A 13,594-nucleotide genomic window follows, 5' to 3' on the forward strand; every position below is an offset into this window, starting at 1 on the left:
AAATACAGCCACTGAACACACATTTAGTAAATTAAGATGCAAATTACACATTCAATTACATTAAAACTAAACCTCTTACTGCTTAAATCAGTGAGCGGGGCTTAGTGTATTTGCATTTGTAGAACATTAAAAAACCCCGCAACCGCGGGGTTTTTTTTATCTCGCTAATGGGTCATTGGGAACGAGGACAGTTTATGAAAGATAAGGTTTGGATTTTTGACACAACGTTACGTGATGGTGAGCAAGCATTAAAAGCAAGCCTAACCGAAGACGACAAAATTCAACTTGCGCATACCATTAGCCGCTTAAATGTGGATGTAATGGAAGTGGGTTTTCCGGTATCTAGCCCGGCAGATTTTCGCTCTGTACAGCGCATTGCGACTGAAGTGAAAGGGCCGATTATTTGTGGCTTAGCACGTGCTGTAGCAAAAGATATTGAAGCATGTGGTGAAGCACTTCGCCCGGCAGAGCAGGGCCGTATTCATACATTTATTGCAACCAGCCCATTACACCTTGAGCACAAATTACGTATGAGCTTAGACGATGCAACGGCAATGGCTGTTAAGTCGATTCAACTTGCACGTAACTACACCGATGACGTTGAGTTTTCGTGTGAAGATGCTGGTCGTACACCGCATTGGGATTTATGCCGCATCGTTGAAAAAGCTATTGATGCGGGTGCATCAACTATCAACTTACCTGACACCGTAGGCTATGTAACGCCAGACGAATATGCTGCGATGATCCATCACTTAATGAACAATGTGCCAAATATCGACAAGGCGCGTTTAAGCGTGCATTGCCATAACGATTTAGGTTTAGCGGTTGCTAACTCAATCGCTGCAGTACAAGCCGGTGCTCGCCAAATCGAATGTACGATTAATGGTATTGGTGAGCGCGCAGGTAACTGTTCGCTTGAAGAAGTGGCGATGATCATGAAGATGCGTGAAGACCACTTAAAAGTGCATACCAATATTCGTAGTGAAGAAATTTACCGTGCTTCGCGTCAAGTCGCGAAGATTTGTAATATGCCAGTACAACCAAACAAAGCAATTGTTGGTGAAAATGCCTTTGCACACAGCTCAGGGATCCACCAAGACGGCGTATTAAAAGCCCAAAACACTTACGAAATAATGTCTCCAGAAAGTGTCGGTGTACCTAATAACCAATTAAACATGACTTCGCGTTCAGGTCGTCATGTTATTGAGCATCGTTTAGAAGAGTTAGGCTATCAAAAATCTGATTACGATATGGATAGCTTATATGAGAGTTTCTTAGCATTAGCAGACCAAAAAGGTACTGTGTATGACTACGACTTAGAAGCGATGATTTACTTTAACCAAATTAAAGATAAAGACGAAAAGTACCAACTTGAGTTTGTTAACTCGACGTCTAACTCACAATCGGTGGCGAGCTCAACAATCGGCATGACAATTGATGGTGAGTCAAAGCAAGAGGCCGCAACAGGGAATGGCCCTGTAGAAGCATCATTCTTAGCAATTGAGCGCTTAACGGGTATGTCAGTTGAGATGATTGAATACAACCTAGAAGCAACAGGCCAAGGTGCCAGCTCGCTAGGGCAAGTGAATATTATCGCTAAATACGATGGTCGCCCATATCACGGCGCGGGCATTGCAGCGGATGTGGTAGAAGCGTCAGTACGCGCCATGATCCGCGTTTATAACTTAATTTATCGTGCACAAAAAGTGTCTGATTTAAAGCAACAGAGGAAAGCAGGATGAGTCAATCGAATTACAGTATCGCAGTATTAGCAGGCGACGGGATTGGTCCAGAAGTTATGGCAGCAGCAGAAACCGTCTTGGATGCTGTAAGCGAAAAGTTTGGTTTTACTTTGACTCGTCATCACCACGCGATTGGTGGTGCTGCCATTGATGAGTTTGGTCAGGCACTGCCGCAAAGCACACTGAGTGCCTGTGAAAATGCGGATGCGATTTTATTTGGCTCGGTAGGTGGTCCTAAGTGGGAAAACTTACCACCGAATGAGCAACCTGAGCGAGCTTCACTATTGCCACTGCGTAAGCATTTTGGTTTGTTCTGTAATTTACGCCCAGCACAATTATTACCAGCACTAAGTGCTGCATCACCGCTACGTGCAGATATCAGTGCACAAGGCTTTGATATCTTATGTGTTCGCGAGCTAACCGGTGGTATTTATTTCGGTGAAAAAGGCCGCAGTGGCGAAGGTGAGCAAGAAGTTGCTTTCGATACCCAAACATATTCACGTAAAGAAATTGAGCGCATCGCACGCTTTGCATTTGAAGCTGCTAAGTTGCGTAGTAATCATGTTACTTCGGTTGATAAAGCGAATGTATTAGCGTCAAGTGTACTTTGGCGTGAAGTGGTCACTGAAGTGAGTAAAGACTACCCAGAAGTGAGCCTTGACTACATTTATGTTGATAACGCGGCAATGCAGTTAGTTAAACAGCCAAGTCAGTTTGATGTATTACTTTGCGATAACTTATTTGGCGACATTCTGTCTGATGAGTGCGCGATGATCACAGGCTCTATGGGCTTATTACCATCAGCGAGTTTAAATCAGTCTGGCTTTGGTTTGTATGAGCCAGCTGGTGGCTCAGCACCAGATATCGCTGGCAAAGGGGTTGCAAACCCTATCGCACAAATTTTAAGTGCTGCGCTTATGCTGCGTTATTCTCTAGGGCAAGATGAAGCGGCTCGTACGATTGAAAAAGCGGTAGCAGAAGCGGTTGAAGCCGGTGTCGGTACGCCAGATATCTACCCAAATGCAGGGTATACCACCAGTGATGTTGCTGCGGCAATTGTGGCACGTATTTAATTAAAAATTGTTTGCGCTGAGCTCGTCACTCAGCGTAACTAAAATGAGGGAATAGCAAGTGGCCCAAACCTTATACGATAAAATTTGGCAAGCTCATGTAGTCGCCAGTATAAATGATCAAACCGATTTACTTTATATCGACCGTCACCTAGTTCATGAAGTTACATCGCCGCAAGCCTTTGCGGGTTTACGTGAGAAAAACCGCAAAGTACGTTGCCCAGAAAAAACCTTTGCGACCATGGACCATAACGTTTCAACAAAAAGTCGCTCATTAGATGCTGCGAGTGAAGTGTCGAAAAATCAATTAATGGCACTGGATGCAAACTGTAAAGAGTTTGGTATTCAACTTTATGATTTAAATTCGATTAATCAAGGTATTGTGCATGTAATGGGGCCTGAACAGGGTATTACCTTACCGGGCACAACCATAGTGTGTGGTGACAGCCATACCTCTACCCATGGTGCATTTGGTGCACTAGCGCACGGTATTGGTACTTCAGAAGTTGAGCATGTTCTAGCCACTCAAACGCTACAGCAGAAAAAAGCCAAATCATTAAAAATTCAAATAAATGGTCGCCTGCGCCCAACCGTTACTGCCAAAGATTTAATCATGGCTGTGATCGGTAAATTAGGCACTGCGGGTGGTACTGGCTATGTTGCTGAATTTTGTGGTGAAGGGATCGAAGCGCTGTCTATGGAAGCGCGTATGACGCTTTGTAATATGAGTATTGAAATGGGCGCAAAAGCGGGTTTAATCGCACCAGATCAAACAACTTATGATTATTTAAAAGGTCGCCCATTTGCACCACAAGGTGCTGACTTTGATAGTGCCGTTGCCTACTGGCAAACACTAAAAACTGATGAAGGCGCAGAGTTTGATCATGTTGTTGAATTAGAGGCCGCTGATATTCAACCGCAAATTACTTGGGGTACCAGCCCTGAGCAAGTGATTGGCGTAGATGAATGTATTCCTGATCCTGAGCAAGAACCAGATTTAATCAAAGCTGATGCGATTCGTAGTGCACTAAAATATATGGGTTTAAAAGCCGGTGATAAATTGTCTTCTGCGACTGTTGATACCGTATTTATTGGCTCATGTACAAATAGCCGAATTGAAGATTTACGTGCTGCTGCGCAAATTGTTGAAGGTAAGCAGGTTGCAGCGGGTGTTGAAGCGCTGATTGTTCCTGGTTCTGGCCTTGTAAAAAAACAAGCCGAAGACGAAGGTCTTGCAGATATCTTCAAAGCAGCTGGCTTTGAATGGCGTGAGCCAGGTTGTTCAATGTGCTTAGCAATGAATGACGACAGATTAGAAGCCGGCAAACGCTGTGCGTCGACATCAAATCGTAACTTTGAAGGTCGCCAAGGTCGCGGTGGCCGCACTCACTTAGTGAGCCCAGCAATGGCTGCGGCAGCGGCAATTCATGGTCGTTTTGTTGATATCAGAGGAGAAGCCTAATGAGCGTATTTTTTAGTGGCTTAATGGCCCCGTTAGATAAAAACAATGTTGATACTGACCAAATTATTCCAAAGCAGTTTTTAACGTCGACCAGCCGTGATGGCTTTGATGCGGCGCTTTTCTACGATTGGCGTTATCTAGATAACGGCGAGCCAAACCCTGAGTTTATTTTGAACCGTCCTTGTTACCAAGGTGCGCAAATTCTTTTAACTCGCGACAATTTTGGTTGTGGTTCATCGCGTGAGCACGCGCCATGGGCATTAAAGCAATATGGTTTTGAAGTGATCTTAGCGGAAAGCTTTGCTGATATTTTCTTTAATAACTGTGGCAATAACCAAATGCTTGCTATCGCATTACCTGCAGAAACACTTGAGCAATTATTTGTGCTGAGTGAACAGCATGATGATATTCATATCGAAGTTGATTTAGAAAACCAACAGCTTCGTAGCGATAAGTTTGACACTATTCACTTTGATATTCGCCATGACATTAAAGAGCGTTTATTAAGTGGCTTAGACTTTATCGGTGTGACTGAAACACTTAACAGCCAAATTGATGCCTTTGAGCAGCAACTTGCAGCAGAACGCCCTTGGCAATAACCTGTTTTTTCCATGTGAACCTAAACGCGGCCAAGGCCGCGTTTTTATTTGTTTCTAAAAAAGAAAGTTGCTAATTTGGTTGGTAAAATAACGAAAACAACAAATAACTATGTGGCCTCTTTCTCCTAAATCTATCGGCATCTTGATGGGTGTGCTTTATGGCATCAGCATGCGCATCTTTCTTGAAGTTAGCGGAACCTTTAATTTCGGTAGTCTTGTTACTATTTCGTTTATGTTTTTAGTGCCTGTGGCTATTGGGTTTATACGGGTACATTTTGAGTACAATCAACTATCGCCGATGACATATGGAAGAATGGCGGTAGTCGCTTGGCAACCTATTTTTGTGTTCTTATTTGTCAGTGTAGTAACGCTATTAGAAGGGAGTATCTGCGTTGCAATGGCTCTCCCTGCATTTATGTTTTTTGCTAGTATTGGCGGTATGTTAGCAGGGCTATGCCACCGCCTTTGGGAAAAGAAAAGCAACAAAGCGGTGATGTCGGTAGCTTTGTTGCCTTTAATCTTTTCTCCTTTAGAGCTCAACTTTTTACACTTATCGAAAACTTACGAAGTTAAAAATACGATTGTTATCAATGCGCCTGTTGATGTTGTGTGGCAACAATTGGCTAATGTTAGCCAAATTCATGAGGGCGAATATCCAAGTTCATTTTCGCAATTAATTGGTATTCCTAGGCCAATTCGAGCTGATATGAGTGGTGGTGGGGTAGGTGCAATTAGAACCAGCCAGTGGCAGAAAAATGTTGTATTTAAAGAAGTGATAACCGAGTGGCTGCCGAATGAGAAAATGCTTTATAACTTTGAGATTGACCCAGAGTTAATTCCTGATCATGCACTTGATCAGCATGTGAAATTAGGTGGGGAATATTTTTCGCCACTGCATGGTGGTTATGAGTTAGTTGCAAGTGGTAATAATCAAACGCTGTTAAGCCTTAAAACGACTGTACTTGATAACACTAACTTTGGCATTTATTCGCGAGTATGGGGGGAAGTAATCTTTCAGGATTTTCACCGAGCACTTCTCAAGCTAATGAAAGATCGCGCTGAAAATGACAACAAATGAGTTGTAAAAGCAGGATGACCACTCGCTGTCTAGCAGCTTATCGTAATTGTTTTCTTTATGGCTATTAAGCAATTAGGCTAGGCTGAAATTTTATTTAGGGAACACACCATGAAATATTTAGTGGCATCGATGCTCGTAGCTGCATCATCAGTAGCGGCTGCGCGACCTGCACCGTTAGTGTCAATTCCAAGCCATGATGGCTTTTTTGATAATATTGCTGCCCATTGCGGTAAAGCTTACGAAGGTAAAGTGAGCGTTGATAATGCTGCTGGTCCGAGTTCGTTTGCGGGCAAAAAGTTAGTAATGCATGTACGTCGTTGTAACGAGCGTGAGTTACAAGTGCCATTTCATGTGGGGGATGATGCATCTCGTACTTGGATCATCACAAAAACAGGCAGTGGACTTAGTTTAAAGCATGATCATCGCCATAAAGATGGCAGCGATGATAAATCAACCATGTATGGTGGCCATACCCTTGATGCGGGTTTTGCTAACGCGCAGTCGTTCCCGGCTGATCAATACTCAAAAGAATTGTTTGTGAGCCAAGGTATTCCCCAATCAATGGGTAACACGTGGCAAATGTATATTTATCCAAAGCAATTTACGTATCGCTTAGTGCGTGAAGGACGTGAGTTTCGCGTTGATTTTGACTTAACAAAACCTATCACGCCGCCAAGCGCGCCGTGGGGATATGAAGACTAGTACTATTTAGCTTCGTCTTCACACTGTAGAACAACCGTTAAAGGTGGCTGATAGGCGCGTGGTTTAGTTGGAAAACGTTCGTACTCCTGCACCCCATCAGTCACTCTTAGCATAAATGGTTTGTCTCTACATAAGCGGTTTGCATGGCGCAGTAAAAATACGCTTTGATTGCGAAAGTGCTTGTAGTCATCAGACTGAATTTCGAGATGGTAGCGGCCGTCAGCCAATTTAGTTTGGTAGTAATGGACTTTTTCGTCAAAGTCATAGAGTTTTTCGGTTTCGCCTTTTGCTGCCTGCGCATTACTGCACCCCGCTAACATTAAAACGGCGCTGATTAATAGTGCTTGTGTACTTCTCACTTCACTCATAAACACTTAACTCCATGTGATTAATACCTTGTTTCATCATGATGTTGAACCTGAATTAGCATCCATAGTCAAACTAAGGTAACGTTACGTCTTACATGTAGTCTAACACCCAAAAAGGGAAAATGTGATGCTCAATAAAATAAAACAGCTGTTTTCAGCGCTGAATGATACCCAATCTAGCATTACTGAGCATGACCTAAAAACCGCCGTTGCTGCGTTATTGATTGAGGTTATGCGTGCAGATAATGAGTTACAAGATGATGAGCAACAGACCCTGAATGAGACCTTAAAGAAGTATTTCTCGCTTAACGAGGAAGAGGTTCAAGAGTTAGTTGCAAGTGCATCGCAAAGCCTAGATGATGCAATAGATTATTTTCAGTTTTCAAAGCAAATTAATGCCCAGTGCAGCGCCGAGCAGCGTATTGATATCATCGAGCTGTTGTGGCGTTTAGCCTACGCAGATGGCAATTTAGATAAGCATGAAGAAATGGTTATTCGCCGTGTCGCAAGTTTATTGTATGTAACCCATGAAGATTTTATCGCTGCTAAGCTAGCAGCGACAAAGCTAAGCTAGGGCGTGTTGACCTTTGTGGATTAAAATTTGTTCACTCTAGGGGCGATTTTATCGCGGCGCGAGATTTGTAACCTAGTGGGCTAAGTAAAAATCGAGCAACAAAGAGTTAATCGTCCCTAGGAAGAACCCGAAGGGCAGCGCGTGTTTGGCATTGATACTGCGTTATCGCCTATTTATGTGGAACAACCACACTACATAGGCTCTGCCTTGCCTAAATACCAAACACACTGCTGCAAAATTAATCATAAAAGGTCAACACGCCCTTATATTACTTATTTAATTTGCTCGCTACGCTCACAAGTTGCTGGGCAAGGCTGGCAACTTTATCGGCTGTATCAGCATCGCTGATGCGGCCTTGTTCATCTAATTTAGTGTGGATAGCAGGCACTGCTAGTTGATCTGCAAGTACTAAGCTACCAATACCCGATAAAATATCACGTACGTGATTTAAACCACGTAAGCCACCTAAACCACCCGGTGACGATGCATACAGTGCAGTAACTTTATTTCGAAAAGCAGGCACTGCACCTTGCTCTGTACGAGATGCCCAATCGATTGCGTTTTTAAGTGGTGCTGTAATTGAGCCATTATATTCTGGGCTTGCTAATAAAATGCCGTCAGCTGCGCGAAGCTTATCTTTCAATAATTGTGCGCCAGCAGGTGTACCTTGCGCTTCAATATCTTCGTCAAATAAAGGTAAGTTTAAATCACTTAATTTAATCACTTCTACTTCAGCACCACTTTCGAGGGCGAAGCGCGCAGCTTCATTAATCAGTTTTTGATTAAAGCTGTCTTTACGTAGGCTGCCTGCTAGGGCAATAATTTTTGGTGCTGTCATGATGGTTTCCTTTTTAAGCTTCACTGTTGGTATGCTCGCTGTTGATATACTCACTGTAGCAAAAAACAGCTTGCAGAAAAGCCAAATAAACGCAAAACTTATGTGCGTATATGCACACAAGGAGCCGTAATGGCGATTCAATTTGATGATTGGCAAGATGTAAAAGTTGCTTTTGAAGTGGCAAGACTCGGCACGTTAACCGCTGCTGCCGAATCGTTAGGTGTTCATCACAGCACAGTGCTTAGAAGAATCAACAATTTAGAAGATAACCTTGATGCGCGGTTATTCCACCGTCATGCCCGTGGCTATACAGTGACAGAAATTGGCGCTAAGTTGTTTGCGACTGCAAAATCGATTAACGCTGAACTTGAAAAACTTCACAACGATATTATTGCCGCTGATAGCCAACTGCGAGGCAGTTTATTATTAACCACGGTCAGTGGTTTTATTGATGTGCTTAGTGATGTCTGCGAGCAGTTTCAAAACCTGCACCCGCAAGTGCAACTCGAAGTTATTCTTGATCAAAACCGTTTACGCCTTGATCACGGTCAAGCGCATATTGCCGTTCGAGCGGGCCCTCGGCCTGATGAAGGCGACTATATTGCCCAGCATTTAGCTGAACTTTCGTCAGGGTTTTATGCCTCTAAAAGTTATATTGAAAAGTATGGCATGCCAAAAAACATTGAGCAGTTGCAGCAGCATAGTTTTGTTTCTGGGGTGGCTGGCTACAACGGTAAAGTGCCTTATTTTGCATGGGTTGATCAACACATTGAACCTTCGCAAATTAAGTTACGGGTGTCTGAAACATCAGAAGCTACACGGGCGATTGTGAGAGGCTTAGGAATTGGTGGTTTACAGCATGAAGTGGCAAGCCAATACCCTGATCTGCTGCCAGTGCTTCCTAAAGAGCTAAACTGGCCAACAGATCTTTGGCTGGTGACGCATCACTTGGTGCATCGCACAGCCAAAGTACAAGCATTTAGTCAGCTTTTAAAAGCGTATTTTAAAGATTTAAAAGCTTAAACAGACTTTTTAACACTAATGCCTAGCCGTTTGGCTAGGCGCACAAGGTTGGCTCTATCAACACTTAAGCTGCGTGCTGTGGCTGCCCAGTTTAGGTTGTGTAGTTCAAGTTGTTGCATAATCAATTGATAACTAAAAGCATCAGTAGCCTCTTTCAGCGATAAGCGAGTGGTTTTTTGTTCGTTAACTGCAACAGGGCTTGGTGCAGCAACGGCCGTTTTAGCAATATCACAATGCTCAGGCTCGATTGTGACAATGCTTTGTTGCCATTGCTGTTGTTTGGCTTTGAGTGCTGCGCGACTGATCACATGTTCAAGCTCTCTCACATTGCCTGGCCAATCATATTGACGCAGCAGTAACTGTGTATCGCTACTAAGTTTAAGTTGCTTAATTGCCAGTTTTTTAGATGTTTGCTCAATAAAAAAACCTGCCAATAAAATAACATCGTTATCGCGCTCTTTTAGTGGTGCAACATGCAATGGGTAAACGCTTAATCGGTGATAAAGATCTGCACGAAAGCGCCCCGCAGCGACTTCTTGTTTTAAATCGCGATTGGTTGCTGCAATCACTCTGACATCAACATAACGGCTTTGATCTTCCCCCACCGTTTGTACTTCACCACTTTGTAAAACGCGCAATAACTTACTTTGCATGGCAAGCGGAAGTTCGCCGATTTCATCTAAAAATAGCGTGCCGCCATCGGCGAGTTGAAACTTACCTTGACGCGCAGTATGTGCGCCAGTAAATGCGCCTTTACTGTGACCAAAAAATTCACTTTCGGCTAAGTTCTCTGGTAACGATGCGCAGTTTAAGTGGATCAACGGCATGTCACGGCGTTTTGAGTTTAAATGGATATTGCGCGCAACGAGTTCTTTACCGACGCCTGTATCACCTTGTATTAATACACTAAATTCTGAGGCAGCTACGAGCTGGATATCATTTTTAAGGGTCTGCATTGCTTGGCTATTACCAATAATTTCGACACCTTCTCGTGTTAGTGCCTCAAGGTTAAGCTGCTGTGCAACTTGATGGCTGTGCTGTGCGTGTTGCATAAAATGCTGCAAGGTTAGGGCATGCTCAACATAGCCTGCAGCTAGCTGTTTTAGTTGATTGAGCTCGTTCATTGCTAAAGCGTCAAAGGCATGTTCATCTAAACTATCAAAGGTCAAAACACCCAATAGTTCGTTGTTGTCTTTGCTGCTCAGCAGCGGCACGCCCATGCAGGCATGAACAGGAAAGTCTCCATGTTGGCTTTGTAATAAACCATCGTAGGGATCGGGTAGGCCACAATCTTTGGCAAATTTTAGCGGTTCACTGCCACGGCATATTTCAAATAAGCGCGGATGCTCCGCTATTTTAAAGCGTCTTCCTAACGTATCGTCCGACAATCCATGTAGGGCTACGGGCTTTAACACATCGCCTTGTTTCAATAATAAGGCAACTGCATCACATTCAAGCCAATCATTAATGCAACTCAACAAGTAGCTGAAATTATGATCAACACTGCTTGCTTTGGTAAGTGCAAGTGCAACATCAAGAAGGGATTTTTTGAACGTCATGTCAATTTGACCTGAATGTGTTTTATTGATGTTTTTAATGGTGTGTCATTTTGACTTGCTTATCAAGTGTTTAAATTTAATGCATTGATATTTAATGGTTTTTATTTTTGGCTTGAACTGTGCAATAGCTAGGGAAATTAAACGCTGAGAGCACGAATGAAAGTCATTAATTTAACTGAACCTATGCCAACTAAGATCAAATTTTATCAACTCAGCCAGTGGCCGTTATGGGCATTAGCATTTCGGCCTTTTTTCTTGGCGGCAGGTGCCTTAGCTGTATTTGCTATGAGTTACTGGTTTTTAATTTTGGCGGGCTATGCACAGTGGCACCTAACAATGCCCGCAACGCTTTGGCATGCTCATGAAATGCTGTTTGGCTTTGCAGGCGTGGTTGCCATGGGCTTTTTGCTAACCGCCGCACAAACATGGACAGGTGTGGCGAGTGTAAGTGGTATTAAGCTTTGTTTGCTTAGCATGATTTGGCTTGCTGCAAGGCTTAGTTTTTTTATTGAGATTGCAGGGGTCGAGCAGCTAAACCTTTATATTGTTAGTGCGCTACAACTCGTTTGGTGGCTAGCTGGAATTATTATCTTAGCTGACATGCTGATACAGGCAAAAAGCAGCCATAACTACTTATTTGTTGTCATCGCATCTTTGCTCTGTGCGCTCAATGTGATTTTTTTGAGCTTAGTTGTACTTAATAAAATGTCGCTGGCACTGGGGGTTGTTGATACCGCTGTACTTATCATGACACTGCTAGTTGGCGTTGTGGCTGGGCGAGTTGTGCCATTTTTTACCGCACGCGGTCTTAATTTAAGTGAACAAGTTAGCACCCCCACACTCGATAAATTAGTCGTTGTTAGCTCATTTTTCGCCATTGCGTGGTTCTTTATGAGTCAGCTATTTTTTAGCGCAATGAGTACTGGTTGGATCTTTGCTTGGCTTGCTTGTTTACATGGGGCTCGGTGTGTTTTGTGGTGGCATAAAGGGATTTTAAAAGTACCTTTGCTATGGTCATTACACGTGGCTTATTGGGCTTTATCGGTTGGTTTAATACTCATCGCGCTGAGTTATTTCAGCCCTATTATCTTATTCAAAGACGCGCTTCATCTGATCACTGTTGGCACCATAGGTGTGATGATCATCGCCATGATGGTTCGTGTCTCTCACGGTCATACAGGGCGTGCATTACAAGCCCCTGCGTACATTAGTTTGGCATTTATACTCATTGCGTTAGCTGCCATTGTACGCTCGTTACTTCCCGTTTATTTAGGTCATCACCTTGCATGGCAGTTAAGTGCGTTGCTGTGGGTTGCTGGCTTTAGCTTATTTTTATTTCATTGTGCGCCCATCTTAGTGAATCGTCGTGTTGATGGTCGCCGCGGTTAATCTCTCCAATAGGAAAAACTATGTTATCTGAAAAAACGATCCAGATTGTTAAAAGTACTTTGCCTTTACTTGCACAAGCAGGCCCTCAAGTGACTGAGTATTTTTATGATCGTATGTTTAGCTACAACCCTGAGCTTAAAAATATTTTTAATATGACACATCAGCAATCGGGCTCTCAGCAATTTGCGCTGTTTAATGCCTTAGCTGCTTACGCGGCAAATATTGATAACTTGGCAGTGTTAAAAGGTGCGCTTGCGCGCATTAATCATAAACACACCAGTTACCATATTTTGCCAGAGCATTATCCCATTGTTGGTGGACATTTGATTGCGACTTTAAAAGAGTTATTGCCAGAACAATTTATCCCTGAGGTCGAGTATGCATGGCGTGAAGCCTATTCATTATTAGCGGATGTGTGTATCAACGAGGAGATGTCGTTATATCAAAAAACCAAAAAGGCGCCGGGAGGATGGTTTGGTACCCGTACTTTCACTATTACAGAAAAACGTATGGAATCATCGCAAATATGTAGTTTCACATTAACGCCTGCTGATGCAAAACCTGTAGTGGCGTATTTACCTGGCCAATATTTAGGGATTAAAGTAACGCCTGCAAACAGTGATTTAACGCAAGTGAGGCAATACTCTTTATCGCAGCAAAGTAATGGTTGTAATTACCGTATTAGCGTGAAAAAAGAAGGCTTGGTATCTAACTACCTACACAGCTTAACTGAGGGGGAAGAGGTAGAAATTTACCCACCCGCAGGCGACTTTGTGCTTCGCGAAATTGACTCGCCTGTTGTATTGATTTCAGCGGGAGTTGGTCAAACCCCAATGATGGCGATGCTAGAAACACTATTAAGTAATCACCCTAACCAGTCAATCCATTACCTACATGCTTGCGACAGTGAGACGCAGTTTGCCTTTAAAGAGTACTTAATAAAGCAACAAAACGCGCACGCTTCATTACATTGTGTTACCTGGTTTAAAGATGGCAAAGGGGGTGATTTTGCGGGCTTGATGGATGTAAACGACATTGCTGACAGCTTACCAATTAGTAAAGGTGACTTTTACCTGTGTGGCCCAATCGCCTTTATGGCAATGATAAAAGAGCAACTGCTAAGTATTGGGGTTGCAAGTGAGCGTATTCATTATGAGGTATTTGGCCCTCACCAAAGCCTATGATGTAAA

The 13,594-nt window shown here is 43.2% G+C and carries 13 protein-coding genes; 10 read left to right on the forward strand and 3 right to left on the reverse strand.

Annotated features, from left to right (window positions below):
* The first annotated feature begins 194 nt into the window (after nt 1-194).
* The 6 genes from leuA to C2M25_RS19535 all read left to right on the forward strand — a co-directional run bounded on the left by leuA (nt 195) and on the right by C2M25_RS19535 (nt 6,653).
* Complete coding sequence (gene leuA / locus C2M25_RS19510) at nt 195-1,742, forward strand: 2-isopropylmalate synthase (RefSeq protein ID WP_105181942.1); 1,548 nt, start codon at nt 195-197, stop codon at nt 1,740-1,742.
* A complete protein-coding gene (gene leuB / locus C2M25_RS19515; protein ID WP_063702500.1) occupies nt 1,739-2,815 on the forward strand; it encodes a 3-isopropylmalate dehydrogenase in 1,077 nt (358 codons plus the stop codon). Before leuA ends, leuB begins: the two co-directional genes overlap by 4 nt.
* Nucleotides 2,816-2,873: 58 nt before the next feature.
* Nucleotides 2,874-4,274, forward strand: a complete 1,401-nt coding sequence (leuC, locus tag C2M25_RS19520; protein WP_063702498.1) for a 3-isopropylmalate dehydratase large subunit — start codon at nt 2,874-2,876, stop codon at nt 4,272-4,274.
* A complete protein-coding gene (gene leuD, locus C2M25_RS19525; protein WP_054562894.1) occupies nt 4,274-4,873 on the forward strand; it encodes a 3-isopropylmalate dehydratase small subunit in 600 nt (199 codons plus the stop codon). Before leuC ends, leuD begins: the two co-directional genes overlap by 1 nt.
* 169 nt (nt 4,874-5,042) lie before the next feature.
* The gene (locus C2M25_RS19530) at nt 5,043-5,951 is read left to right on the forward strand and encodes an SRPBCC family protein (protein WP_325051051.1); all 909 of its coding nucleotides are present in this window, start codon (nt 5,043-5,045) and stop codon (nt 5,949-5,951) included.
* Nucleotides 5,952-6,059: 108 nt separating this feature from the next.
* Nucleotides 6,060-6,653 carry a hypothetical protein gene (locus C2M25_RS19535; protein WP_054562892.1) on the forward strand — a complete coding sequence of 198 codons (594 nt, stop codon included), beginning with the start codon at nt 6,060-6,062 and terminating at the stop codon, nt 6,651-6,653.
* Between the two features lie 2 nt (nt 6,654-6,655).
* On the opposite strand, the gene C2M25_RS19540 is transcribed toward C2M25_RS19535, so the two are convergent.
* The gene (locus tag C2M25_RS19540) at nt 6,656-7,021 is read right to left on the reverse strand and encodes a hypothetical protein (RefSeq protein WP_063702492.1); all 366 of its coding nucleotides are present in this window, start codon (nt 7,019-7,021) and stop codon (nt 6,656-6,658) included.
* A 127-nt stretch (nt 7,022-7,148) separates the two neighbouring features.
* Between C2M25_RS19540 and C2M25_RS19545 the strand changes: the two genes are divergently transcribed.
* Nucleotides 7,149-7,595 carry a tellurite resistance TerB family protein gene (locus C2M25_RS19545; protein WP_054554468.1) on the forward strand — a complete coding sequence of 149 codons (447 nt, stop codon included), beginning with the start codon at nt 7,149-7,151 and terminating at the stop codon, nt 7,593-7,595.
* Nucleotides 7,596-7,863: 268 nt separating this feature from the next.
* Here C2M25_RS19545 and C2M25_RS19555 read toward each other — a convergent pair whose 3' ends face one another.
* Nucleotides 7,864-8,433, reverse strand: a complete 570-nt coding sequence (locus tag C2M25_RS19555) for an NADPH-dependent FMN reductase (protein ID WP_054554467.1) — start codon at nt 8,431-8,433, stop codon at nt 7,864-7,866.
* Nucleotides 8,434-8,562: 129 nt separating this feature from the next.
* On the opposite strand from C2M25_RS19555, the gene C2M25_RS19560 reads away from it, so the two are divergent.
* Complete coding sequence (locus C2M25_RS19560) at nt 8,563-9,456, forward strand: LysR family transcriptional regulator (RefSeq protein ID WP_105181944.1); 894 nt, start codon at nt 8,563-8,565, stop codon at nt 9,454-9,456.
* Here C2M25_RS19560 and norR read toward each other — a convergent pair.
* Complete coding sequence (norR, locus tag C2M25_RS19565) at nt 9,453-11,015, reverse strand: nitric oxide reductase transcriptional regulator NorR (protein WP_105181945.1); 1,563 nt, start codon at nt 11,013-11,015, stop codon at nt 9,453-9,455. The genes C2M25_RS19560 and norR overlap by 4 nt on opposite strands.
* Nucleotides 11,016-11,171: 156 nt before the next feature.
* On the opposite strand from norR, the gene C2M25_RS19570 reads away from it, so the two are divergent.
* Both C2M25_RS19570 and hmpA read left to right on the forward strand, forming a co-directional pair.
* Nucleotides 11,172-12,404 carry an NnrS family protein gene (locus C2M25_RS19570; protein WP_105181946.1) on the forward strand — a complete coding sequence of 411 codons (1,233 nt, stop codon included), beginning with the start codon at nt 11,172-11,174 and terminating at the stop codon, nt 12,402-12,404.
* A gap of 20 nt (nt 12,405-12,424) precedes the next feature.
* Nucleotides 12,425-13,588, forward strand: coding sequence for an NO-inducible flavohemoprotein (gene hmpA, locus C2M25_RS19575; protein WP_105181947.1), 1,164 nt, complete (start codon nt 12,425-12,427; stop codon nt 13,586-13,588).
* The last annotated feature ends 6 nt before the right edge of the window (nt 13,589-13,594 follow it).

Origin of the sequence: Pseudoalteromonas sp. T1lg21 (genome assembly GCF_002964625.1) — a bacterium.
GTDB classification, from domain to species: domain Bacteria; phylum Pseudomonadota; class Gammaproteobacteria; order Enterobacterales; family Alteromonadaceae; genus Pseudoalteromonas; species Pseudoalteromonas gelatinilytica.

Coding starts and splice junctions, on each gene's coding strand:
- hmpA (WP_105181947.1), top strand. CDS start 12,425: ATGTTATCTGAAAAAACGATCCAGATTGTTAAAAGTACTTTGCCTTTA.
- leuD (WP_054562894.1), top strand. CDS start 4,274: ATGAGCGTATTTTTTAGTGGCTTAATGGCCCCGTTAGATAAAAACAAT.
- C2M25_RS19530 (WP_325051051.1), top strand. CDS start 5,043: ATGCGCATCTTTCTTGAAGTTAGCGGAACCTTTAATTTCGGTAGTCTT.
- C2M25_RS19560 (WP_105181944.1), top strand. CDS start 8,563: ATGGCGATTCAATTTGATGATTGGCAAGATGTAAAAGTTGCTTTTGAA.
- C2M25_RS19540 (WP_063702492.1), bottom strand. CDS start 7,021: ATGAGTGAAGTGAGAAGTACACAAGCACTATTAATCAGCGCCGTTTTA.
- C2M25_RS19535 (WP_054562892.1), top strand. CDS start 6,060: ATGAAATATTTAGTGGCATCGATGCTCGTAGCTGCATCATCAGTAGCG.
- leuB (WP_063702500.1), top strand. CDS start 1,739: ATGAGTCAATCGAATTACAGTATCGCAGTATTAGCAGGCGACGGGATT.
- C2M25_RS19555 (WP_054554467.1), bottom strand. CDS start 8,433: ATGACAGCACCAAAAATTATTGCCCTAGCAGGCAGCCTACGTAAAGAC.
- leuA (WP_105181942.1), top strand. CDS start 195: ATGAAAGATAAGGTTTGGATTTTTGACACAACGTTACGTGATGGTGAG.
- C2M25_RS19570 (WP_105181946.1), top strand. CDS start 11,172: ATGAAAGTCATTAATTTAACTGAACCTATGCCAACTAAGATCAAATTT.
- norR (WP_105181945.1), bottom strand. CDS start 11,015: ATGACGTTCAAAAAATCCCTTCTTGATGTTGCACTTGCACTTACCAAA.
- C2M25_RS19545 (WP_054554468.1), top strand. CDS start 7,149: ATGCTCAATAAAATAAAACAGCTGTTTTCAGCGCTGAATGATACCCAA.